Source organism: Sorangium aterium (genome assembly GCF_028368935.1).
Lineage (GTDB): Bacteria > Myxococcota_A > Polyangia > Polyangiales > Polyangiaceae > Sorangium > Sorangium atrum.
This window is the reverse complement of the sequence record NZ_JAQNDK010000004.1, coordinates 946,002-966,975: the sequence shown is the minus strand read 5'-3', so window position 1 is coordinate 966,975 and position 20,974 is coordinate 946,002. Positions and strand designations below refer to the sequence as shown.

Here is a 20,974-nt window from a genome sequence, read left to right as displayed (position 1 = left end):
GAGCCGACGTGCCATGCTGCGGGGTGCCGGCGCCATCGCCGTCGCGCTTCCCTGGCTGGAGATCATGGGCCCCGAACGCACCGCGCGCGCGGCCCCCGAGCCCGCCAAGCGTTTCCTCGCCGTCTACACGCCCGGCGGGACCGTGTTGAACCGCTGGAGGCCGACCGGCACGGAGACGAGCTTCACCCTGAGCCCCATCCTTGCGCCGCTCGCTCCGGTGCAAAACCGCCTGCTCGTCGTCGACGGCCTCGACATGAAGAGCGCGCTCGGGGAGCAGCACCAGGCCGGGATCGTCGCCTGGCTCACCGGTACGGCGCAAGAGGGCGCCAACAACGGCGGCTACGGGAGCGGGCCGTCCATCGATCAGGTGATCGCCGCCCGGATCTCCGCTGGTCAAAAGGCGCAGGCGAGCATCCAGATCGCGGTGCGCTGGGCGACGGGCAAGGCCCACGGCCTGCTGTCGCCGATGAACGCTGCGAACTACGAGAACGCCGCGCCGCACAAGCCGATCCCGCCGCGCCTCGATCCGGTGGAGATCTTCACCAAGCTCTTCGGTACGCTGAACCCGAGCGACAACAACGACGCCGCCCGTCGCCTCGCGCGACAGCAATCGATCCTCGACTTCCTCGACCGGCGCTACTCCGCCGTGTCCGCGGCGCTCGGCGCCGCCGACAAGCAGAAGATCGACCAGCACCTGACGAAGATCCGCGAGATCGAGCAGAGCCTCAGCAGCACCGACACCCCGACCACGATGAGCTCTTGCAAGGCCCCGACGATGGTCGACACGTCCGACTACAACCCGCGCACCGGGCTCAACGCGGACGACAAGGGCAACGTCAAGGACACCTCGACCGACGCGGCGATCCCCAAGGTCGGCAAGCTCATGACCGATATGCTGGTGATGGCGCTCGCCTGCGACATCACCGCGGTCGGCACCCTTCAGTGGAGCGACACCGAGGCGAAGCACACCTTCCCCTGGCTCAACCTGACCGAGCACCACCATTTCTACCAGCACGACGGCGGCTTCAAGCCGGCCGAGTGCGAGCGCATTTGCAACTGGTACTCGAAGCAGCACCTCTACCTCCTGCAGGAGATGGAGAAGATCGACATGGGCGGGCATTCGCTGCTCGACGAGAGCGTCGTCTTCTTCGGCTCCGAGCTCTCGGATCCGCCGTCGCACAAGAAGAACGACATGCCGTTCCTGCTGGCCGGCGGCGGCGGGGGCCTGCGCACCGGACGCTGGGTCCGGTACTCGCACCTCCCGCACAACAACCTGCTCGTCTCGATCTTGAACCTGTTCGGCGATACCAGGACCACCTTTGGCGACCCGCGGTACTGCACCGGACCGCTCACGAACCTGACCTAGCCATTCGAACGAGACGCGGTATCAACGCAACGACGTTCCGCGTCCCCAGCCTCAACTGCCGGCGCTCTCGCCGGACTGGTGTACAATGAGACTTTCTCTGATCGTGGTCCCTGCGATGATGGTCCTTCTTGCCTGCGGCTCCGATTCCGACCCGCCTTCGGACGACCAGGCCAGCTCCAGCACGACCGGCGCTGGGGGCTCGGGCGGCGGGGTCTCGACGAGCGTCAGCACGAGCGCCTCGAGCAGCGCGAGCTCCGGCGGGACCGGCGGCAGCGACGGAGACGGCGGCAGCGACGGAGACGGCGGCGGAGGCGGCAACGGCGGCAACGGCGGAGGCGGCGGGGGCAGCGGCGAGGAAGATCTGCGCACCGCGGCCGCCAGCATCGACGGCTTCCGCTGGGAGATGCCGTGCGACGAAGACCCGGGCAACCGTGACGAGTGTGCGACGTCCACGCTGATCAACCAGACCAAGACGTTCGGCGGCTCGCCCGACACGGTCTATCACGTGACCGTCCGGCTCCGCGGCGTCGTCGAGCCGGAGATCTACAAGGGCGGCACGCCCGACGGCATGCACTTCCGCGTGGGCGGTACACCCGACAATCCGACGTACAACCGCTACAGCTTCTCTGTCTCCGACCCGGCCGAGACCTATTACCTCAACGATAACCCCACCGTGGGGCACGACGTGTTCATCATCGACCACACGAAGACCATTCCGGTCCGGGGCGGAGCCACGGTTTCCTTCAAGGGCGAGGATCCGAACCATAGAATGATCGCCAACTTCAAGCATCTGGTCGTGAACGGCATCGCGCCGGCGCCCCAGCCGTACAACGGTCAGTTCATTCAGCTCGACGTGCAATCCGTCGAGAAGTCGCAGCGGTGACCGCTCGCGGGCGCTCCTCGGCTGAGGGGGCAGGAGGAGCAAGGCGATTCGTCGCGACGCCGCGGCGCACCCGCGTGAGGAGCTCGCTCCGGCGGTCGGTCGTCATGTTTCCCTCCCCCGGAAGAGCTCGGCCAGCTTCGCGTTGTTGGCGAACGCGCGCCGCAGCGCCTCCTTGCCGAGCCGGAGCCGGCTCCAGACCGTGTTCGGAGAGGCGCCGGCGAGCGCCGCGATCTCGTCGACCGTGTAGCCGAGCACGAAATGGAGGGCGAGCGCCTCCGCCGTGGCCTCGGGCATCCCGTCGAGCACCTGGAGCACCATCTCACGCCGCCGGTTCGAGACCGCCTCGGCGAACGGCGACGCGCCGCCCTCGTCCGGGGCCACGTCGATCGGCGCGCCCGGCTCGTCGAAGCGCGCGCGCACGCGGAGGCGCCGGCGCGCGCCGAGCGCGGTCATCACGGCGATGCGGTTGGCAAAATGCAGCACGGTGCACTCCGCGCGGAAGGACGGCAGCGCCTGGAGCAACGCGAGCACGGCTTCCTGGGTCGTGTCCTCGACGTCGGGGTGACGAGGGCCGAGCACCTTCCTCACGCTCCGCAACATGGCGCCGCCGAGCTCCGTGACGAGCGTGCGGATCGCCGCCGGATCGCGCGCCGCGGCGGCCCGGGCGAGCCCGAGCAGTTCGTCCGCCCGCGGCGGCGCTCCCTCCGGCGGCGCGTCGAGGTCAGCCGCAGGCCCCCGCATTCTGGCGACGAAGGTTGAGTCCATAACTCCCGGTCAAGGCGCGCAGCTCCGAGCCCGGCGACGACGGCGCGACTAGGGCCCTCCGGAGCGCGGAAAGCCGTCGGTGTCCCACGCCAGATCGGAGATCCGCAGCGTCGGTGCGCCGTTCGATTCGGCGTCGTAGGCGTGATAGATGTTGTAAGAGCGATCGCCGGAGGACAGCACGGCGTTGTGTCCGGGCCCTCGCCACCGGGAGCCGCCTCCCACGACAAGCGTGACACGCATCTTGAACTCCTGAGGCTCCCTTGGCGAATCGTTCGCCGAGTCGTCCCGCTCTCCCACATGGGCCGGAGCGCCCACGATCAATCATGGGTTGCTCGACCTTCTCGTGGAGCGCCAAGAATCGTCTTCGCAGCAATTTTGCGTCGACACAGGATCAAGGCGAATCGAGGTGCGACGCGGCGAGCTTCGTCAGAGGTCGGCCACGCCGCTCCGCGTCGATGGCCACGGAGGGTCCGTGCGACCTTCTGGAACGGCGGAATCCTGGAACCGATGCCCGCAAGTCGTTCTGCCCTTGCTCGGCTCATGCGCCCACACATTCTGCCGGGGAGCCCGAATTTCTCGCGGCGACCGGAGCCGTCGCCTGGACTGCACATTGCACCAACGAAGGAATCCGCGGAGCCGCTCGCGTCGAACGCCAGAGCGGCTCGCGCGGGACCTGAGGTGACCCGTCCTCAGAGCTCGATGCCGAGGAGCACGCCAGGCCGGAGCCGGCAGCGCGTGAGGACGGTCTCGGTCCCCTGCTCGAGCCTGAGATCGTAGCGGACGCGCGCCGGGTCGAGCTCGGCGAAGAGCTCCGCGAACAGCCGGACATCCTGGCTCAGAGCCAGCTCGACCACCGAGCCGGCCACGAGCACGAGCGCGTTCGAGGCGCTCGCCTCCGCAGGGACGACCGCCGGTGCCTCAGCGCTGCCCGGCCTCGGCGCGGCGTCGACATGATCGATGCCCGCGCCGAGCCGCACGCCGAGCTCGATCGGCGCCACGCCCGGGGCGAGGGCGTAGAGCCAGCAGGCATCGGCCCGGAGCGCGATCGTGCGGAGATCGAGGCCGATGCGCGCCTCCTCGTAGCGGCGCTCGAACTGGTACTGGAAGCGCGCGTCGAGGGCGAGCCGGTGCCGCTCCCAGCTCCCGCCGAGCGCGACGCGTACGCCGGGGCCGTGCGTCAAGCCGACCTCGGCCGAGTGCGCCGTCACGCCGTAGAAGAGCCCGAGCTCCAGCGCGCGCCGCGCCGGCGCCGCCCCCCCGGAGACAGGAGCTTCGGAGGGCGCCTCGGGAGGCGCCGCCTGGCGCAGGATGAGCGCGCGCGCCTGCTCCCGATCGAGCGAGGCGCGCGCGTCCAGGCGCAGCGACCGGAGCGAGAGCTCCACGACCTGCGCCAAGGACTCGCGATCGAGCTCGTCGAAGCGACCCGAGAGATCGATCGAGCGCACCAGGAAGCGATCGGCCACGGGATCCGTGAAGTAGAGCGCGGCGCGGCGCGGGTCGCTCACGTCGATCCAACACGAGACGCTCACGCCGGAGGAGGCCCGCGTCGCGAAGAGCGCCGGCGCGTCGAACCGCGGCGCGGTCCGAAAGCGGATCGTGAACGCGGAGAGCGCCTGGGACTCGAGCGCCGTCCGGATCGCGCCGAGGTTGTCCGCGGCGCCCGTGAGCACGAGCTCCACCACCGGCGCGCCGGGCGCCGGCGCCCCCGGCGATCCGGACGACGCCGCCGCCGTCGCGTCGCTCGCCTGGGCGCGCGCCGCGGAGAGCGCGACGACCGCGGCGAGCCCGAGCGCTGCCGTCGCTCGCTTCGTGATCACCCTCCGAGCTCGGCGAGACGGCGGCGCGCATGCTCGACGTACGGCGAGCCTGGGTGATCCCGGAGCAGCCGCCGCCAGTTCTGGGCCTCGTCGGCGGAGCGGCCGAGCGCCCGCAAGGCGCGCCCGCGGCCATAGAGCGCCTCGACGGCGAGCGGCCGTGAGCCGGCCACGCCGAGGTACCGGTCGAGCTGCACGAGCGCCGCGGCAGGCGCGCCGGTGTTGAGGAGCAGGTTGCCCAGCGACACGAGGGAGAGCGTGGCCTCGGGCGACGTCGCGAAGCTCTTCTGGAGCGAGCGATAGAGCTCGACGGCGCGCTGCGAGTTCCCAGCGCGCCGCGCCTCGTTGGCCTCCCGGAAGAGCTGCTCGGCCGTCGACGCGGAGGACGCCGTCGCGCTCGGCCCGCGCCCGGCGTCGCGCGGCCTCGGGGCAGGCGCCGCGAGCGCCGGAAGCGCCGCTTCGACGGGCGCCGGCGCGCCCGGCTGCGCCGGCCGCGCGCCGGCCGGCGCGGCCTCGCCGGGAGGCGGAACGGCCTCGGCGAGCGCGACCGCACGCGAACGGGACACCACCGCGCGCGCCGCGGGCTCGAGCAAACGGGCGCTCCCCGCCGGGGTCGGCTCCAGGCGCGAACGGACGAGCGCCGTTGTCGCGGCGGCCACGCCGCAGGCGAGGACGACCGCCGCGGCGTAGAGCCAGACGCTGCGCCGCCAGCCGGCCCCGCGCCGCCCCGCGGGACCGCCCCCGGGTCGCGCGTCCTCGTCCCCGCGCCGGACGTCGTTGTCGGGTCGCACGGGCGCGCTCGCGGGCCACACGGGCGCGCCCTCGCGCCGCTGGTCGATCGCAACCGCCCCGATCGCCGCGCTCACGATGCGCGCGAGGCGCTCTGCGTCCCCGGGCTCCGCCGCGCCCACGGCGTCGAAATCCTGGGCGATTTCCCAGGTGGTCCGGCAGGACTCGCAGGCGTCGAGGTGGGCGTCGAAGGCGAGCCGGTCCGGCTCGGTCGCGACGCCGCGGCGCACCCGCGTGAGGAGCTCGCTCCGGCAGTCGGTCGTCATGTTTCCCTCCCCCGGAAGAGCTCGGCCAGCTTCGCGTTGTTGGCGAACGCGCGCCGCAGCGCCTCCTTGCCGAGCCGGAGCCGGCTCCAGACCGTGTTCGGAGAGGCGCCGGCGAGCGCCGCGATCTCGTCGACCGTGTAGCCGAGCACGAAATGGAGGGCGAGCGCCTCCGCCGTGGCCTCGGGCATCCCGTCGAGCACCTGGAGCACCATCTCACGCCGCCGGTTCGAGACCGCCTCGGCGAACGGCGACGCGCCGCCCTCGTCCGGGGCCACGTCGATCGGCGCGCCCGGCTCGTCGAAGCGCGCGCGCACGCGGAGGCGCCGGCGCGCGCCGAGCGCGGTCATCACGGCGATGCGGTTGGCAAAATGCAGCACGGTGCACTCCGCGCGGAAGGACGGCAGCGCCTGGAGCAACGCGAGCACGGCTTCCTGGGTCGTGTCCTCGACGTCGGGGTGATGAGGGCCGAGCACCTTCCTCACGCCCCGCAACATGGCGCCGCCGAGCTCCGTGACGAGCGTGCGGATCGCCGCCGGATCGCGCGCCGCGGCGGCCCGGGCGAGCCCGAGCAGTTCGTCCGCCCGCGGCGGCGCTCCCTCCGGCGGCGCTCCCTCCGGCGGCGCGTGGAGGTGAGTCGCAGGCTTTCGCATGCTGGCGACCAGCATGCACGAGCCCGGAAGTCCAGGTCAAGGCGCGCCTCCCGGAGCACGGCGACGGCAGCGCGACTACGGCCCTGACTACGGCCCTCCGGAGCGCGGAAACCCGTCGTTGTCCCACGCCAGATCGGAGATCCGCAGCGTGGGGGCGCCGTTCGATTCCGCGTCATAGGCGTGATAGACGTTGTAGGCGCGATCGCCGGCGAACAACACGGCGTTGTGCCCAGGCCCTCGCCACCGGGAGCCACCTTCCACGACGATGGTGCCGCCGCCGGACATCATCGGCGTGCCCTCCTCGTCGACGTACGGGCCGGTGATGCGCGTCGAACGACCGACGGCGACCTTGTAGGTGCTGTCGGCCCCACGGCAGCAGGCGTCGAACGAGACGAACAGGTAATAGAAGCCGCAGCGCCGCACGATGAACGGCGCCTCGAGCGCCCCGCGGGCGTCGGGGCGCGCGGCGAGGGCGTGGAGCTCCTCGTCGGCCCGCTCCCCCGACGGGGCGAGCTTCACCATCTTGATACCGCTCCAGAAGCTCCCGAACACGAGCCATGGCGTGCCCTCCTCATCCATCGCGACGTTGGGATCGATCGCGTTCCAGTCGTCCCGCGCCGCGCCGTCGTTCGAGCAGATGGCGGCGCAGCGGTCGGTCCACGGACCTGCCGAGTCGAGCGAGGCCTTCGTCGCGTGCCCGATGCACGAGCGGTTGCTGCCGAACGTCGAGGCGGAGTAGTAAAGATGATAGGTGTCCCCGAAGCGCGAGATATCGGGCGCCCACAGATCGCTCACGCCCGGGACCTTCTCCGCCAGCCAGGCCGGCCTGGCGTCGAACACCCGGCCGGCGGCCTGCCACGCGAGGAGGTCCGAGGAGACCTTCATCGGGATCCTGTCCCCCGTATGAAACAGGTAATAGCGGTCGCCGGCCCGGATGACGGACGGGTCGTGGGTCCCGAGGTTCCCGGACAAGCGCAGCGCCTTGGGCGGGCTCGCCGGGTCGTAGAGGGCATCGGCGCACCTGTCGGCGGCGCCTCCCGCGCCGCCGCCCCCGCCCGCGCCGCCGCTCCCGCCCGCGCCGCCGCTCCCTCCGACGCCCTCGGCGCCGCCCCCTCCGGCCGTCGCGCCCGGATGGCCTCCCGCGCCGCTGCCCGCCGTGGTGGCAGAGGCGGTCGTCGTGGCATCAGCGCCGGCGGCGCCGCTGTCCTGCCCCCCTGAGCCGGAGCCCGGCGCCGAGCTCTCCGTGCTGCAATTCGCGAGCGTTGCGACGGCGCCGATCATGACGCCCCATGTACGCGCAGACCCACATCGTCGCCACGGCCGGCAAAGCAAAGGATGCATCGAATCTCCTGGAGCTCCCTTGGTCCCGCTTTCCCAGGTGGACCGGAGCGCCCGCGATCAATCACGGGTCGCTCCAATTTCCCGTGAAGTTGGGGAATTTCACGCCCAGCAAGACTTTTACACCGGCACAGGATGCCGCAGATCCACGCGTCGTGAGCTTCCGGGAGGTATCTTGCCGCCGCCTCGTCCGGCGCGGCGAGCGGGATCCACGTCGCGCTCCGCGCCGCGCGAGATCAGGAGTCGGATCAAGGCGCGGCGCGGCGGGCCTCGTAGAGGTCGGCGACGCTGGTCCGCGTCGACGCGAAATACAGGACGGAGCCGTCCGGTGAGAGGTGCGGATCGGTGTCGCGCTCCCCGGGGAGGTTCACCGGCTCCTCGAGCGGCACCGGCTCCTCGAACGCCGCTTCGGCGCTTGCCCGCCGTGCCCAGAACAGGTCTCCCTCGCCCGCGCGGCTCGATCGGAACAGCATCTGCTTGCCGTCGTCGAACAGGAACGGGCCACCCTCGTCGCCCGGGCCGTCCAGCCCGGCGAGCGGGATGAGCGCGCTCCAGTCGTCCTCCGGGCGTTCGCGCGATGCGATCGCGAGGTACGTCTCCGCGTCCGCGGGCGTGACGCCGGTCACGACGTGGAGCCCTGTGGGATCGACCTGAGCGCCCATCACCGTGGCGCCCTCGACGGCGAGGGAGTCCACGTGCGCCGGCGTTCCCCACGGGTCGCCCCGGCTGGCGCGCTCGGCCAGCCAGGTGCCCTCCGGCTCGCGCCTGCTGTAGAACCAGAGCCGGAGCCCATCCCCGGAGACGCAGGGGGTATCCTCGATGCTCTCGGCCAGGTTGATGTTCTCCACGGCGTGCGGCGGGTCCCAGGGCGAGCCCACCCCTGCCCGCCGCGACGTCCAGATGTCCCGGTTCCCCTCGCGATCGGACATGAAATAGATCTCGAGCAGATCGTCCGTGAGCGTCGGGTCCTCTTCCCTTTTGCTGCTGTTGAGCTCCGTCATCGCCGTCGGCGCCTCGAACCTCGGCCGCTCCGGCGCGCCCCCTCCCCCGCCCTGCCCCGGCGCGAGCATGCCGATGACGAAGCGCTGGTCCTCACACCCCGCCCCGCCGAGCGCGAGCCAGAGCGCCCACGCCGCCGTGATCCCTCGGGACCGCCACCTCATCCACCACGCTCCTACCCGCCGACGTGCGCTGGATCGAGCCCCGTCCCTGCCGGCGCGGGCGGGTCGCCTCACCCGATGCCGGCCTCGCTGGGCGGCCCGACGGCCGCGTCTCCCCCGGCGGCCTCGATCGGCACGCGGGGGAACCACAGCGCCGCGATGAAGCCGGTGATGCCCATGGCCGCGATGATCCAGAACACCGTCGTGAGGCCGGACGTGAGCGCCTCCCCGAGGTGCTGGACGATCGACGGATCGAGGCCGCGCGCCCCCTCCGCCGTCAGGAGCCGGCTCGCCGCGTCCGCGGGGATCGACGGGTCCTTCGCGAGCTGGGCCGTCAGGACGCCGCCCATGATGCCCACGGCCACGACGCCGCCGAGCAGCCGGGAGAACATCGTGCTCGCGGTGGCGATCCCGCGCTGCTCCCACGCCACGCTGCTCTGCACCGCGATGAGCAGCGCGACGTTGGACAGCCCCATGCCCACGCCGAAGACCAGCGTCGTCGCGCGGAGCATCAGCGGCGTGTCGTGCGTCCCGCCGAGCGCGAGCGCGAGCCCCGCCGCCGCCGTGACGCCGAGGCCGATCCAGATGAGCGGGCGGAACCCGACCCGGGGGATGAGCCGCCCGCCGATCGCGCTCGCGATCGGCCAGCCGATGAGCATCGGCGCGATGGCGCTGCCGGCGTCGGTCGGGCTGCCGCGGAGCACGCCCTGCACGAAGAGCGGCACGAACGTGATCGTGCCCATCATCGCGCCGCCGAGGATCGCGCCGGCCACGTTGGAGATGAACATCACCGGGCGCCGGAAGAGCGGCAGCGGGATCATCGGCTCGGGGGCCCGGCGCTCGACAGCGAAGAACACGGCGAACAGCGCCGCCGACGCGACCGCCGCGAGCAGCGTCGTCTCCCCGCCCAGCCTCCCGGTGGCGAGCAGCAGCGCGACCACGCCGGCGGTCAGGAGCGCCGCGCCGAGGAAATCGAGCTCGTGAGGCCGCCTGTCGATGCGCTCGTGGAACGAGGTCGCCACGAGCGCGACGGACGCGGCGCCGAACGGGATGTTGATGTAGAAGACCCAGCGCCACGAGAAGTAGTGCACGATGAGCCCGCCCACCATCGGGCCGATGATGCCGAACAGCCCCCAGGCGGCCCCGAAGACGCCCTGGATCCGCGCGCGCTCCTTGAGATCGAAGATGTCGCCCGAGATGGTCATCGCCATCGGCTGCATCGCCCCGGCGCCGGCCCCCTGGAGGGCGCGGAAGGCGATGAGCTGCGGCATCGATCGCGCCGCGCCGCTCGCGATCGAGCCGAGCAGGAAGACGGCGATGCCGAAGAGCATGATCGGCTTGCGGCCGTAGATGTCCGACAGCTTGCCGCAGATGGGCACCAGCACCGACGAGGTGAGCAGGTAGGCGGTGGTGACCCAGGCGTACTGGTGAATGCCGCCGAGATCGCCGATCACGGTGGGCATCGCGGTGGCGACGACGGTAGATTCGAGGGCGGCCATGGCGAGGGCCAGGATCAGCCCGGCGACGGTGAGGGCGCGGTGGGTCGTGCGTTCTGAGGCCATGCGGGTCGTGGGGATGTGGTGTGGAGGAGCGCGCGCGGCAAGCGGGACGCCACGCCGCGCGTCGGGGCGGCATGCCGCGTAGCCATGCCCCTGCCAGGGTTCGTCTCGGCGGTGGGTACGCTCTCTGCGTGATCTCGCTCCTCGGAGCCGCCTGCGGGAGCACCACCTGCAACCAGCCGGCCGGCGGCCCCGGGGAGATCGCGTCCGCGCCTGACGCGACGCCGGCCACCACCGCCGCGGGAGGCTCGCTCCTCGCCTTCGTGAGCGGCAAGGAGGGGAAGATCCGCGTCTACTCGGTCGACGAGCGCAGCGGCGGGTTGGCGCTGCTCCAGGCCAACGCCACGGACGGGCTGCCGTCTTTCCTGGCCGTGGATCCGGCGCGGGCCCTGCTGTTCGCCGTGGACGAGGACAACGCCCTGATCCGCTCGTTCGAGCTGGACGCGGAGAGCGGCGTCCTCACCCCGATCAACACGGTCAGCGCGCAGGGCGACGGCCCAGCCCACCTGTCGCTCTCCACGGCCGGGAACTGGCTGCTGGTCGCCAATTACGAGGGCGGCAGCGTATCGGTGATCCCTGTCGCGAGGAACGGGGCTCTTGGCAACGCCACCGACACCGAGAGTCCAGGCGCGAGGGCCCACATGGCGATCACCGATCAGAGCGGCGCCTATGCCTTCGTGCCCTGCCTGGGCGCAGACATGATCGCCCAGTATGCGTTCGACAGCATCCAGGGTCTGCTCGAGCCCAACGCGGTCCCGAGCGCGGGCCTTCCGGCAAACTCCGGTCCGCGGCACCTCGTGTTTCATCCGCAGGGCGCGGTTGCCTTTGGAATCAACGAGACAGCGAGCACGATCACGTCGTTTCGATTCGAGCGAGCCTCGGGCCGGCTGACACCCATCGCGACGGCCTCGACCCTGCCCGAGGGGTACTCGGGACGAAACACCGGGGCCGAGATCGCGGTGCACCCGACCGGCAGGTTCGTCTATGGCTCCAATCGCGGGCGCGATAGCATCGCTGTCTTCTCGGTCGACGCTTCGTCCGGGAAGCTCTCGCCGCTCGCCGAGGTGCCGTCAGGACGCGGCGACGGTCCGCACAATCCACGCAGCTTCGCGCTATCGCCTGACGGCCACCTCCTTTATGCCGCCAACCAGAGCTCCGGTCAGCTCGTGGCATTCCGCATCGGGGCCGACGGCAAGCCCGTGCCGCTCGGCGTCGAGGCGCAGGCGCCGGGCGTCACGTATGTCGGGTTGTTCCGCTTCCCGGGCCACCGCCAGCCGGCGCCACGGTAGAAATCGACCTCGGGGAGGAGCTACCTCATGATCGCGCCCCATCCGAGGGTTCAATGGCCTCGCCGTCTGCAGTGCTCCCTGCTGTGGGCCGCCGTGGTCCTGGCCAGCGCTTGCCGGCCACCGGCGGCCGCCGACCGGACCTCGCCCATGGACCGAGCGCCAGACGCGCAGGCGCCGATGCAAGATGCCATCGCGCGGTGCCTCGCCCCGGCCGCGCCCAGGACGGTCTTTCCGAGCTCGGCGGGCTACGACCACGACCGGCGTGGCTTCAACCTCCGTATCCAGGTCCTTCCGGGCGTGATCGTCCACCCCGTGAACGTCCCGCAGGTCCAAGCTGCGGTCAGGTGCGCCCGTCGCCTCGGCTTGAACATCGCGGTTCGCTCCGGCGGCCACAGCTACGAGGGCTACTCGCTTGGCAAGGACGGCGGCATGATCATCGATCTTGCCGGCATGACCGACCTCGCCGTCGACAAGGACCGAAAGACGGCGACGGTGGGCGCCGGGTGGCGCCTGGGCCCGCTCTATTACGCCGTGTGGCAGCAGGCGCGCCTGGCGTTCGTGGCAGGCAGTTACCCGAGCGTCGGCCTGGATGGTGCCTGGCCCGAAAACGCTCTTTCTCGAAGAGATGCCCTTCATCGAGTCGGTGCTCTTCTTCGCCGGCCTCCCGACGACCGACCCGAAGGTGCTCTCGCCCGAGCGCCTCGTGATCGAACCGGTCTGGTTCAAGGCGAAGTCGGTGTACCTGGACGCCCCGCTCTCCTCGGAAGGGGTCGATATGATCGTCGAGTCGCTGGCCGGGACGGGGCTCGGCCCCGACCTCATCTTCAACACCTACGGCGGCGCGATCGGCGCCGTGGCCCCGGACGCGACGGCGTTCGTCCACAGGAAGACGATGTTCAGCATGCAAATCTACCTCGAGGCCGACGCGAGCACGAATCATGACGACGCCATGGCCTGGATGACGGCGTTCGGTGACAAACTGCGGTCGTACGCGTCCAGGTTCGCCGTGCCGAACTACATCGACGCCGACCAGAAGGACTGGCCGACCGCCTACTACGGGAGCAACTTGGCGCGGCTCGTCGCCGTGAAGCAGAAATACGACCCGCAGAACGTCTTCCGCTTCGCCCAGAGCATCCCGACACACTCTCCCTGAGGGCCAGTCCACCGCCCGAGGTGGAGACGATGCTCGACGTGGCGTCAGCGCGCAGTCTCGTCCAGCAAGGCGCGGACGCGCCCCTCGACCGCCGCGAACTCGGGGGTGGCGGGCTCCAGCGAGCCCCCGAGGTGCACGTGCCGCACGAGCCCCGCTCGATCGAGGAGGAAGCTGACGCTCGTGTATTGTCGCTTGGGATGGCCATCCATCCACCAGCGCTTCAACGTGCGCCAGTCCGGGTCGATCGCGACCGGGAAGGTGTATTTGAAGTGCGCCAGGTAGCCTCTGACCGCCTCGGTGTCGAGGGGCTCGGGATCCTTGTGGTGGTACATCCCGACGACGACGAGCCCTCGTTCCCGATAGCGCTCGTCCAGCGCCTTGAGCGCCGGGGCGGTGGCGCTGCAGAACGGGCAGCTCGGCGACGTGAACCACCGGACCAGCACGACCTTGCCTCGCAGCGCCGCCAGCGTGAGCGGCGGCGAGTTGTACCAGGGCCCCACGTCCCACGCAGGCGGCGGCGCCCCGATGACGCCCGACACATCGTGGTCGAATCCCGGGTCACCGCTCGACAGGAGAGCGGCGCTCCCGGGAGGCGGCGCAGGCGCAGCGGGCCCCGCAGGCGAGGCCGCGGGCGCTGGCTCCGGGGAGGCGCACGCGAGGGCGAGCGCGGCGAGGGGCAGCGAAAGCAAGCGAGTGAGCATGGCGATGTCTTCGCGCGAGACGATCGCAGGCCCGTACGTGCGAGTCAATCGTGGCTGGCCGGCGTCCCGCCTCCGCGCTGGCACGCCGTGCCCGTGAGATACGCGGGTGCCACGACGCCGGCGAGCTCACCGCGTGCGCGCATCGGACCGCGCGCGTCGTTGCGTCCGACATGCCGCGCGCGTCGCCCCGAGCTCGGCCATGTCGCCGGTCGCTCGCGTGGACCCGCGCCGGAGCGGCGGCCAGCGCCGCGCACATCTACCGATCGGGCGACAGCGTCGTCATAACGACCCAATCCACCGTCCACCGCCGGCTCGCGCTTCTGCTGCCGAGCGCACGGTGTCGAGCCGATCACGGAGCGAGAAAACAGCATGTCCGGAAAGGAAGCCTCCTCGAAGGAAGGCAGGCTGATATCGACGCTCGAGCGCTTGCTCGAGCTGCCGGCGGCCAACCTGAGGCAGTCGCTCAACCAGGCGAGTGACCTCCTCGCCGGCGCTCTCGGCGCCGACAAGATCGACATCTTCCTCTTCGACGCCAGCAGGAACACGCTGCGTGCCCTGGGGACGAGCAAGACGCCCATGGGCCGGCTCCAGCGATCGCTCGGGCTCGACATCCACCCGGTCGCCAACGGCGGCTCGATCGCCCGCGTCTTCACGACCGGTGATCCTTACATCACCGGGCATTCGGAGCAGGAGCCCGGCGAGCTGCCCGGCCTTGTCCACGAGCTCGGCGTCCGGTCGCACATCGCGGTCAGGCTCGTCGTCGAGGGCGAGCGGCGCGGGGTCGTCTCTGCTCACTCCGCCGCGCCGGAGTTCTTCTCCGACGAGGATCTCCGCTTCCTCGGCGCGGTCACGCACTGGATCGGCGCCCTGACGCACCGGGCGGAGCTCGTCGAGCAGGTCACCTCCGCCGCGCTCGCGCAAGGCCGGCGCCAGGCCGCGGAGGAGCTCATCACCGTGCTGGCGCACGATCTGCGGAACTACCTGAGCCCGCTCATGGGCCGCCTTGGTATGCTCCACCATCGCGCGGAGCTCGACGGCCGGGTCGACGACATGCGCGACGCCGACCGGGCGATCGGCTCGGTCGCGCGGCTCGGCCAGCTCATCTCGGATCTGCTGGACGTGGGGCGCATCGAGCAGGGGCTCTTCGAGATCGCCCCTGCGCCCATGGACCTCGCCTCGCTGGCGCGGGACATCGCCGCTGCGCTCGGTACACCCAGCGTCGAGATCCGCGTCGAGAGCCCGCCGGAGCTCGTCGTCGTGGCGGACAGGGATCGCCTCCGCCAGGCCCAGGAGAACCTCGTCAGCAACGCGATCAAGCACTCGCCCCCGGGAACGTGGGTCCTCATCAAGCTCACCAGCGAGCTGATAAAGGGGATGGAGTACGCCCACGTCGACATCGTCGACCGCGGATCCGGCGTGCCGCCGGAGATCCTTCCCCGCATCTTCGACCGCTTCGTCACGAACGGCCATGCGTCGGGGATCGGCCTCGGGCTGTACCTGGCGAGCAGGATCGCCGCCGCCCACGGGGGCACGTTGGCCGTGAGCTCCCCTCCTGGAAACGGCGCGACGTTCCGACTGAGCTTGCCCGCGAGCGGACCGCCCGTTCGTCGGGACGAGCTGTGATCGCGCTGCGGTGGCGGCGCAAACGCCCTCCGCGCCTGCAAGCGCGGCGCTCCTCTGGACGACCCCAGGCTCACGCGTAAGATGGCGCGCATGCCGCGCCCCCCCGCCACGCCCGACGACCCCGGCCCGCCGAGCCTCGCGGCCTCCACGGAGCCTCGCATGACAAAGGGCGAGGTGCTGGCGGTGCCCCGGATCGAGCTGTGCGTCGAGCGCGAGGCGGGCAAGCCCGCGAGCCGGGCCATGGTGCTCGACGGCGATTTCATCCGCATCGGCTCCCACCAGAGCAACGACCTCGTGCTCGCCGACCGCGCCGTCTCCCGCTTCCACTGCATCCTCGAGCGCGTGAAGTCCACGTTCCGGCTGACGGACGTCGGCTCGCTCAACGGGACGACCATCGCCGGCGTCCGCGTGCGGGACGCCGACGCCATCCTGCCGGAGTGCCGCATCGAGCTCGGCGAGTCGGTCGTGCGCATCCGCGACGCCGACGCCGTCGCCGAGACCGAGCTCGCGCGCGCGGTCAGCTTCGGCGCGCTCCAGGGCGTGTCGGTCCCCATGCGCCGCCTCTTCCCCGTCCTCGATCGCGTGGCGAAGAGCGCGCCCGACGTGCTGATCGAGGGCGAGAACGGCACGGGCAAGGAGGTCATCGCCACCGAGCTCGTCCAGCGCGGCGCCCGCGCCGACAAGCCGCTCGTCATCGTCGACTGCGGCGCCATCTCGCCGAGCCTCATCGAGAGCGAGCTGTTCGGCCACGTGCGCGGCTCCTTCACGGGCGCCACGCGCGACCGCGCCGGCGCCTTCGAGGAGGCGGACGGCGGCACCGTCTTCCTCGACGAGATCGGCGAGCTGCCGCTGGAGATGCAGCCGAAGCTCCTCCGCGCCCTCGCCTCGCGCGAGGTGCGCAGGCTCGGCGAGAGCCGGGTGCGCAAGGTCGATATCCGGGTGATCGCCGCCACGAACCGGCGCCTGGAGCGCGAGGTGAACAGCGGCCGGTTCCGCGAGGACCTCTATTACCGCCTCTCGGTGCTCACCGTGCGCGTCCCGCCGCTCCGGGAGCGCAAGGAGGACATCGGCCTCCTCGTCCACTGCTTCCTGAACGAGCTCGGCGCCATCGACAAGGTGCACCTCTTCCCCCCCGAGGTCATCGAGGACATGAAGCGCTACGACTGGCCCGGCAACGTGCGAGAGCTGAGGAACTACGTCGAGCGCCGCGTCGTGCTCGGCGAGGGCGCCGCCATGGGAGCGACGGCGCCGTCCGAGCGCAGCTCCGCGCCGCCCCCGGGCGCCGCGCCGCAGGGCGCCGCGCCCGGCGAGCCCGCCGCCAACATCGAGATGCCCTTCAAGGAGGCGAAGGACGCGATCATCGACCAGTTCGAGCGGCGCTACCTCGCGGCCCTGCTCGAGTGGTCGAACGGCAACGTGAGCCGCGCCGCCCGCAAGGCAGGGCTCGACCGGATGTACCTCCACCGCCTCCTCCAGCGCCACGGGCTGCGCCGAGCCGCCGCCCTCGACTGAGCCGCGCGCGGGCGGCCACCGCGCTAGCTGTAGCGGGGCCAACCGGAGGCCGCCGCTCTTGCGATAGAACAGGGCGCAGCGGTGCTGCACATGTCACAGTCGCGTCGCAATGGCGCGATCCGTCCGTGTGCGCAACCTCGCAAAATCTCTGAATATTTCAGAAACCGATCTGCTCCTCTGGCTCGCGGAGCATGCGCCAACGACGGAGCTCCGCCACCCCGCGGATTTCCTCCCGGCGGAGCTCGCGGGGCAGGCGCAGCAGGCGCTCGGCCGCGCCCCGCCGTCGGCGCCGGCGGAGGAGCCGATCGAGCGCCGCTGCGCCGAGTGCGTGAAGCTCCCGGCGAAGGCCGGGCTCCGCGTGGTCGAGGTCGGCGCCGACGCCGTCTGCGACCTGTGCGGCAGCTCGGCGAACAAGCGGGCGGCGCTCGCGATGATCGGGGCGTTCCGCGCGCGCGGGCTGCGGAGGCTGCTCGTGGTCGGCGGCGGGCCAGGCACGTCCGAGGACCTGCGGCAGCTGCTCGCGGGCGAGGTCGACATCCGCATCGTGGACGGAGAGGGCCACCGCAATGCGGCGAAGGCCGACGCCGATCTCCGCTGGGCCGACGTGGTCGCGGTCTGGAGCTCGACGATCCTCTCGCACAAGGTGTCGAAGCTCTACACCGATCAGCGCGCCAGCTTCCGCGAGAAGCTCGTGACCGTCCCGAGGCGCGGCGTGGCCGCGCTGTGCATGGCCGTCACCGAGAAGGTGGGCGCGCCCGCGGGATGACCGGCGCCCGGCCTCCCCGCCTGCCCTCCGAGGGGCGGCGCTTCACCCTCGCTCGGGCGGTTGTTCGGCAAGCGCAAGCGCGAGCGCTCACGCAGGGCGGCTGTTCAGCCGCACCCGGCGGAAGGTGCGCCGCGCGTGGGGCACCCAGCCGTGGAAGTGCCAGCGCGCGGCCATGACCAGCCCGCGGACCCACTCGTCGGCGGCGTAGGCGACCCAGACGCCGGCGAGCCCCCAGCCGAAGTGGACCCCGAGCAGCCAGGACAGCCCGACGGCCACGGCGAACATCGAGAAGACGCCGAACCCGACCGGGAAGCGGGCGTCGCCGGTGGCGCGGAGCCCGTTGATGACGACCAGGTTGAGCGTGCGGCCCGGCTCGACGAGGAGGGTCAGCCAGAGCAGCCGGGAGCCTGTGGCGATCACCTCGGGATCGCGCGAGAAGAGGCCGAGCAGGTGGGGGCCGAGGAGCGCTGTGGCGATCACCAGGCTCACGCACACGCAGAACCCGATCGCCAGGCCGCCGCGCACCAGGCGATCGGCGCCCTGCAGATCGCCGGCGCCGATGCGGTGCCCGACCACGATCTCGGTCCCGAAGCCGATCGCCATGCCGAACAGGAGCAGGAAGTGCACGATCTGCATCGTGTACGTATGCGTGGTGAGCGCCGTTTGCCCCATGTTGGCGACCATCGCCAGGATGATCATGAAGCTGATGCGATAGACCACGTTCTCGCCCGCCCCCGGCAGGCCGATGTGCAGCATCTCGCGGAGGCGATCGGGGCGAATGCGCCAGAAATCCTCGAAGGTCGGGCGGATTCCGAGGCGCGAGATCCACAGCTGCCGGTGCATCCAGAACGAGAGCGCGCGTCCGACCACCGCGGCGAGCGCGAGCCCCATCATGCCGAGCCCAGGAGCCCCGCCGACACCGAACATGAGCGGCAGGCTGAGCGCGAGCTGCACGATGTACATGACGACGATGAGGCGCAGCGTGTCGCGGGTGTAGGTGTGCGCGCGCAGCACCGAGCCCATCGAGAAATTCACCGCGTCGAACGCCAGCATCACGCCGACCGCGATCAGGTAAGGCTCCGCGATCGGGAACAGGGACGGCGGCAGGCGCATCAGCTCGAGCAGCGGCCTCGCGCCGATCGCGATGACGGCGAAGCTGAAGACGCCGAGCCAGAGGTTGGCCGCGAGCGACGCGCGCGCGACCTGCTCCGCGCCGGCCCGGTCCCGCGCGCCGAGATACTGGGTGACCACAACGCTCGCGCCGACGCTGACGAAGCGAAAGGTGATCATGAAGGTCAACATGATCTGGTTGGACAGCCCGTACGCGGCGGCGGCCTCGTCCGACAGGCGGCTGACCAGCCATACGCCGAACACGCCGACGAGCATGTGCAGCAGGTTCTCGCTGAAGATGGGCCAGGTGATCTCCAGCAAACGCGGGCGAGGAAGAACGGGGGCAGGTAGGACCGATTGCAAAGCGCCGCATCCTACTCTGCCGAGGGGCATCTCGCCACGACGGAGCATGACCACGCGAGCGCCGTCGCGCGTAGCGCGTAGCGCGGCCGCGGTCGTACGCGGAACGAAGATTGGTGCCGCTGTCGCCTATCTCCTCACGACCCGCGCGATCGCACGGCAACCCAGCGAGACCGCGCGAGACCGAGAGAATGACACCCGACCGCCCCGCGCCGCCCTCAGCGGCGCAGACGGAGAGGAGGGCCTCCGGCAACACACGCAAGAGCGTGTTCTCGCTCGCACCGTTGCATGCTTGTCCCTTCCCGCATCCTTGCGTATCGATTACTCTGGGAATGGGCGGAACAGGGCACACTCGTCCTTCTGCGCCTGGAGGATCAAATGGGGATATTGCACGGCAGCGCCCGATGGCTCCTGGCCGCGGCGGCCACGGCGTCGGCTGTCGCTGGCGGATGCTCCTGCGGCGATGCCAGCGGGACGATCGGCGCCACGTCCGGCGGCGGAGCCGACCTGGGCGCAGGGGGTCAGAGCGCGGGGGGCGGCGGCTCCGGGGGAATCCCCTTCCTGGCGGGGAGCGGCAGGTCAGGGGTCGGGGGCGGCGGGTGCGAGGGGCTCGAGTGCCAGCAGATCGCCTGTCCCGGCGGCGGCAAGACCACCGTGAGCGGCACCGTGTACGAGCCCGGGGGCAAACTCCCGCTGTACAACGTCACGGTGTACGTCCCGAACAGGGCGCTCGAGCCCATCACCGACGGCGCGAGCTGCGATCGATGCGATGTGACGCTCTCCGGCGATCCGATCGCGACCGCGCTGACGGACACGAACGGGCGTTTCGTGCTGGAGAACGTGCCGGTCGGGGAGGACATCCCGCTGGTCGTCCAGCTCGGCAAATGGCGGCGCCAGATCACCCTGCCGAAGGTCGAGGGGTGCGTCGACAACCCGACCGTGGACAGGACGGTCCGCCTGCCGCGCAGCAAGGCCGAGGGTCACCTCCCGAAGATCGCCTTGACGACCGGCGGCTCGGACGTGCTGGAGTGCCTTCTGTACAAGATGGGAATCGACGCGTCGGAGTTCACGCCGGAGGCGGGCGACGGGCGGGTGAACCTGTTCGTCGGGCGCGCCATCGAGGGCGACAGCGCGACGAGCAGGTACCGAGACGGCCTGAACGACGGCGCGCCCTTCTCGCCGGCGCGAGGGTTCTGGAGCTCGCTCGACAACCTGAGGCAATATGACATGGTGATCCTGTCGTGCGAAGGCTCCGAGTTCGGGGACGACAAGCCGGAGGCCGCGCGGCGCGCGATGTTCGACTACGCCTCCGCGGGAGGCCGCGTGTTCGCGTCGCACTGGCACAACACCTGGCTCCGGCTCGGCCCGGAGCGGTTCCCGGAGACGGCGACATGGGACGAGGAGAGCGATCCCGACGACGGGCTCCCCGTGCTCGTCGACACCACGTTCCCGAAGGGCCTGGCGCTCCGGGACTGGCTCGCCAACGTGGGAGCGTCGACCGTGCCCGGGCAGATCGAGATCAACGATCCGCAGCACTGGGTCGACTCGGTGAACGAGGAGATCGCGACGCGGTGGCTCTACAACGACGCCAACGCGGATTTCGACGCGCCCGCGGGGGTCAAATACTTCACGTTCAACACGCCCATCGGCGCGCCGGAAGAGGAGCAGTGCGGAAGGTTCGTGTACACGGACATCCACGTGGCGGCGAGCGACGTCGCCGGGGCGCCGTTCCCGAGCGGCTGTCAAGACCGCGGCGGGGCGACGCATGAGCTGACCGCGCAGGAGAAGGCGCTGCTCTTCATGCTGTTCGACCTGTCGGCCTGCATCGCGCCGGACGACGAGCCGCCGCCGGTGCCCGTGCCGAGGTGAC

The 20,974-nt window shown here is 71.1% G+C and carries 18 protein-coding genes and 1 pseudogene; 9 read left to right on the top strand and 10 right to left on the bottom strand.

Features of this window, described 5'->3' with window-relative positions:
* The first annotated feature begins 13 nt into the window (after window positions 1-13).
* Both POL72_RS35115 and POL72_RS35110 read left to right on the top strand, forming a co-directional pair.
* Window positions 14-1,366, top strand: a complete 1,353-nt coding sequence (locus POL72_RS35115) for a DUF1552 domain-containing protein (RefSeq protein WP_272101162.1) — start codon at window positions 14-16, stop codon at window positions 1,364-1,366.
* Between the two features lie 85 nt (window positions 1,367-1,451).
* Window positions 1,452-2,249 (top strand): hypothetical protein, encoded by a 798-nt coding sequence (locus POL72_RS35110; protein ID WP_272101161.1) that lies wholly within the window; start codon window positions 1,452-1,454, stop codon window positions 2,247-2,249.
* Between the two features lie 102 nt (window positions 2,250-2,351).
* Here POL72_RS35110 and POL72_RS35105 read toward each other — a convergent pair whose 3' ends face one another.
* From POL72_RS35105 to POL72_RS35070, 8 genes are all read right to left on the bottom strand, one after another.
* Window positions 2,352-2,990 carry an RNA polymerase sigma factor gene (locus tag POL72_RS35105; protein WP_272101160.1) on the bottom strand — a complete coding sequence of 213 codons (639 nt, stop codon included), beginning with the start codon at window positions 2,988-2,990 and terminating at the stop codon, window positions 2,352-2,354.
* A gap of 72 nt (window positions 2,991-3,062) precedes the next feature.
* Entirely contained in the window at window positions 3,063-3,254 is a 192-nt protein-coding gene (locus tag POL72_RS35100) for a hypothetical protein (RefSeq protein ID WP_272101159.1), read from the bottom strand.
* Between the two features lie 449 nt (window positions 3,255-3,703).
* Window positions 3,704-4,831: a hypothetical protein gene (locus POL72_RS35095; protein WP_272101158.1), complete on the bottom strand. Its 1,128-nt coding sequence runs from the start codon at window positions 4,829-4,831 to the stop codon at window positions 3,704-3,706.
* Window positions 4,828-5,883 (bottom strand): tetratricopeptide repeat protein, encoded by a 1,056-nt coding sequence (locus POL72_RS35090; protein ID WP_272101157.1) that lies wholly within the window; start codon window positions 5,881-5,883, stop codon window positions 4,828-4,830. The genes POL72_RS35095 and POL72_RS35090 overlap by 4 nt, the downstream gene beginning before the upstream one ends.
* A complete protein-coding gene (locus tag POL72_RS35085; RefSeq protein ID WP_272101156.1) occupies window positions 5,880-6,533 on the bottom strand; it encodes an RNA polymerase sigma factor in 654 nt (217 codons plus the stop codon). Before POL72_RS35085 ends, POL72_RS35090 begins: the two co-directional genes overlap by 4 nt.
* An 87-nt stretch (window positions 6,534-6,620) precedes the next feature.
* A complete protein-coding gene (locus POL72_RS35080; RefSeq protein ID WP_272101155.1) occupies window positions 6,621-7,814 on the bottom strand; it encodes an arabinan endo-1,5-alpha-L-arabinosidase in 1,194 nt (397 codons plus the stop codon).
* Window positions 7,815-8,119: 305 nt separating this feature from the next.
* Window positions 8,120-9,034, bottom strand: coding sequence for a hypothetical protein (locus POL72_RS35075; RefSeq protein ID WP_272101154.1), 915 nt, complete (start codon window positions 9,032-9,034; stop codon window positions 8,120-8,122).
* 68 nt (window positions 9,035-9,102) lie between these two features.
* A complete protein-coding gene (locus POL72_RS35070; protein WP_272101153.1) occupies window positions 9,103-10,593 on the bottom strand; it encodes an MDR family MFS transporter in 1,491 nt (496 codons plus the stop codon).
* 128 nt (window positions 10,594-10,721) lie between these two features.
* Here POL72_RS35070 and POL72_RS35065 point away from each other — a divergent pair, with 128 nt between their 5' ends.
* The 3 genes and pseudogenes from POL72_RS35065 to POL72_RS35060 all read left to right on the top strand — a co-directional run bounded on the left by POL72_RS35065 (window position 10,722) and on the right by POL72_RS35060 (window position 13,032).
* Entirely contained in the window at window positions 10,722-11,879 is a 1,158-nt protein-coding gene (locus tag POL72_RS35065) for a lactonase family protein (protein WP_272101152.1), read from the top strand.
* A 27-nt stretch (window positions 11,880-11,906) separates the two neighbouring features.
* Window positions 11,907-12,488, top strand: a pseudogene (locus tag POL72_RS51950) (FAD-binding oxidoreductase); the annotation flags it as partial.
* Between the two features lie 16 nt (window positions 12,489-12,504).
* Window positions 12,505-13,032, top strand: a complete 528-nt coding sequence (locus POL72_RS35060) for an FAD-binding oxidoreductase (protein WP_272101151.1) — start codon at window positions 12,505-12,507, stop codon at window positions 13,030-13,032.
* Between the two features lie 44 nt (window positions 13,033-13,076).
* On the opposite strand, the gene POL72_RS35055 is transcribed toward POL72_RS35060, so the two are convergent.
* A complete protein-coding gene (locus POL72_RS35055) occupies window positions 13,077-13,733 on the bottom strand; it encodes a redoxin family protein (RefSeq protein WP_272101150.1) in 657 nt (218 codons plus the stop codon).
* Window positions 13,734-14,102: 369 nt separating this feature from the next.
* Here POL72_RS35055 and POL72_RS35050 point away from each other — a divergent pair, with 369 nt between their 5' ends.
* From POL72_RS35050 to POL72_RS35040, 3 genes are all read left to right on the top strand, one after another.
* A complete protein-coding gene (locus POL72_RS35050; RefSeq protein WP_272101149.1) occupies window positions 14,103-15,356 on the top strand; it encodes a GAF domain-containing sensor histidine kinase in 1,254 nt (417 codons plus the stop codon).
* 159 nt (window positions 15,357-15,515) lie between these two features.
* Window positions 15,516-16,868 carry a sigma 54-interacting transcriptional regulator gene (locus POL72_RS35045; protein WP_272101148.1) on the top strand — a complete coding sequence of 451 codons (1,353 nt, stop codon included), beginning with the start codon at window positions 15,516-15,518 and terminating at the stop codon, window positions 16,866-16,868.
* A gap of 127 nt (window positions 16,869-16,995) precedes the next feature.
* On the top strand, window positions 16,996-17,634 hold the full coding sequence (locus tag POL72_RS35040; protein WP_272101147.1) for a hypothetical protein: 639 nt from the start codon (window positions 16,996-16,998) through the stop codon (window positions 17,632-17,634).
* An 87-nt stretch (window positions 17,635-17,721) separates the two neighbouring features.
* Here POL72_RS35040 and POL72_RS35035 read toward each other — a convergent pair whose 3' ends face one another.
* Window positions 17,722-19,107 (bottom strand): MATE family efflux transporter, encoded by a 1,386-nt coding sequence (locus tag POL72_RS35035; RefSeq protein WP_272101146.1) that lies wholly within the window; start codon window positions 19,105-19,107, stop codon window positions 17,722-17,724.
* 375 nt (window positions 19,108-19,482) lie between these two features.
* Between POL72_RS35035 and POL72_RS35030 the strand changes: the two genes are divergently transcribed.
* Window positions 19,483-20,973: a peptidase associated/transthyretin-like domain-containing protein gene (locus POL72_RS35030; RefSeq protein WP_272101145.1), complete on the top strand. Its 1,491-nt coding sequence runs from the start codon at window positions 19,483-19,485 to the stop codon at window positions 20,971-20,973.
* Window position 20,974: the final 1 nt, after the last annotated feature.

What these genes read in the sequence shown, in the direction of transcription:
- POL72_RS35100 (WP_272101159.1), bottom strand. Translation starts at nt 3,254, where the DNA reads ATGCGTGTCACGCTTGTCGTGGGAGGCGGCTCCCGGTGGCGAGGGCCC.
- POL72_RS35070 (WP_272101153.1), bottom strand. Translation starts at nt 10,593, where the DNA reads ATGGCCTCAGAACGCACGACCCACCGCGCCCTCACCGTCGCCGGGCTG.
- POL72_RS35030 (WP_272101145.1), top strand. Translation starts at nt 19,483, where the DNA reads ATGGGGATATTGCACGGCAGCGCCCGATGGCTCCTGGCCGCGGCGGCC.
- POL72_RS35085 (WP_272101156.1), bottom strand. Translation starts at nt 6,533, where the DNA reads ATGCGAAAGCCTGCGACTCACCTCCACGCGCCGCCGGAGGGAGCGCCG.
- POL72_RS35110 (WP_272101161.1), top strand. Translation starts at nt 1,452, where the DNA reads ATGAGACTTTCTCTGATCGTGGTCCCTGCGATGATGGTCCTTCTTGCC.
- POL72_RS35105 (WP_272101160.1), bottom strand. Translation starts at nt 2,990, where the DNA reads ATGCGGGGGCCTGCGGCTGACCTCGACGCGCCGCCGGAGGGAGCGCCG.
- POL72_RS35115 (WP_272101162.1), top strand. Translation starts at nt 14, where the DNA reads ATGCTGCGGGGTGCCGGCGCCATCGCCGTCGCGCTTCCCTGGCTGGAG.
- POL72_RS35050 (WP_272101149.1), top strand. Translation starts at nt 14,103, where the DNA reads ATGTCCGGAAAGGAAGCCTCCTCGAAGGAAGGCAGGCTGATATCGACG.
- POL72_RS35045 (WP_272101148.1), top strand. Translation starts at nt 15,516, where the DNA reads ATGACAAAGGGCGAGGTGCTGGCGGTGCCCCGGATCGAGCTGTGCGTC.
- POL72_RS35090 (WP_272101157.1), bottom strand. Translation starts at nt 5,883, where the DNA reads ATGACGACCGACTGCCGGAGCGAGCTCCTCACGCGGGTGCGCCGCGGC.
- POL72_RS35055 (WP_272101150.1), bottom strand. Translation starts at nt 13,733, where the DNA reads ATGCTCACTCGCTTGCTTTCGCTGCCCCTCGCCGCGCTCGCCCTCGCG.
- POL72_RS35080 (WP_272101155.1), bottom strand. Translation starts at nt 7,814, where the DNA reads ATGATCGGCGCCGTCGCAACGCTCGCGAATTGCAGCACGGAGAGCTCG.
- POL72_RS35075 (WP_272101154.1), bottom strand. Translation starts at nt 9,034, where the DNA reads ATGAGGTGGCGGTCCCGAGGGATCACGGCGGCGTGGGCGCTCTGGCTC.
- POL72_RS35060 (WP_272101151.1), top strand. Translation starts at nt 12,505, where the DNA reads ATGCCCTTCATCGAGTCGGTGCTCTTCTTCGCCGGCCTCCCGACGACC.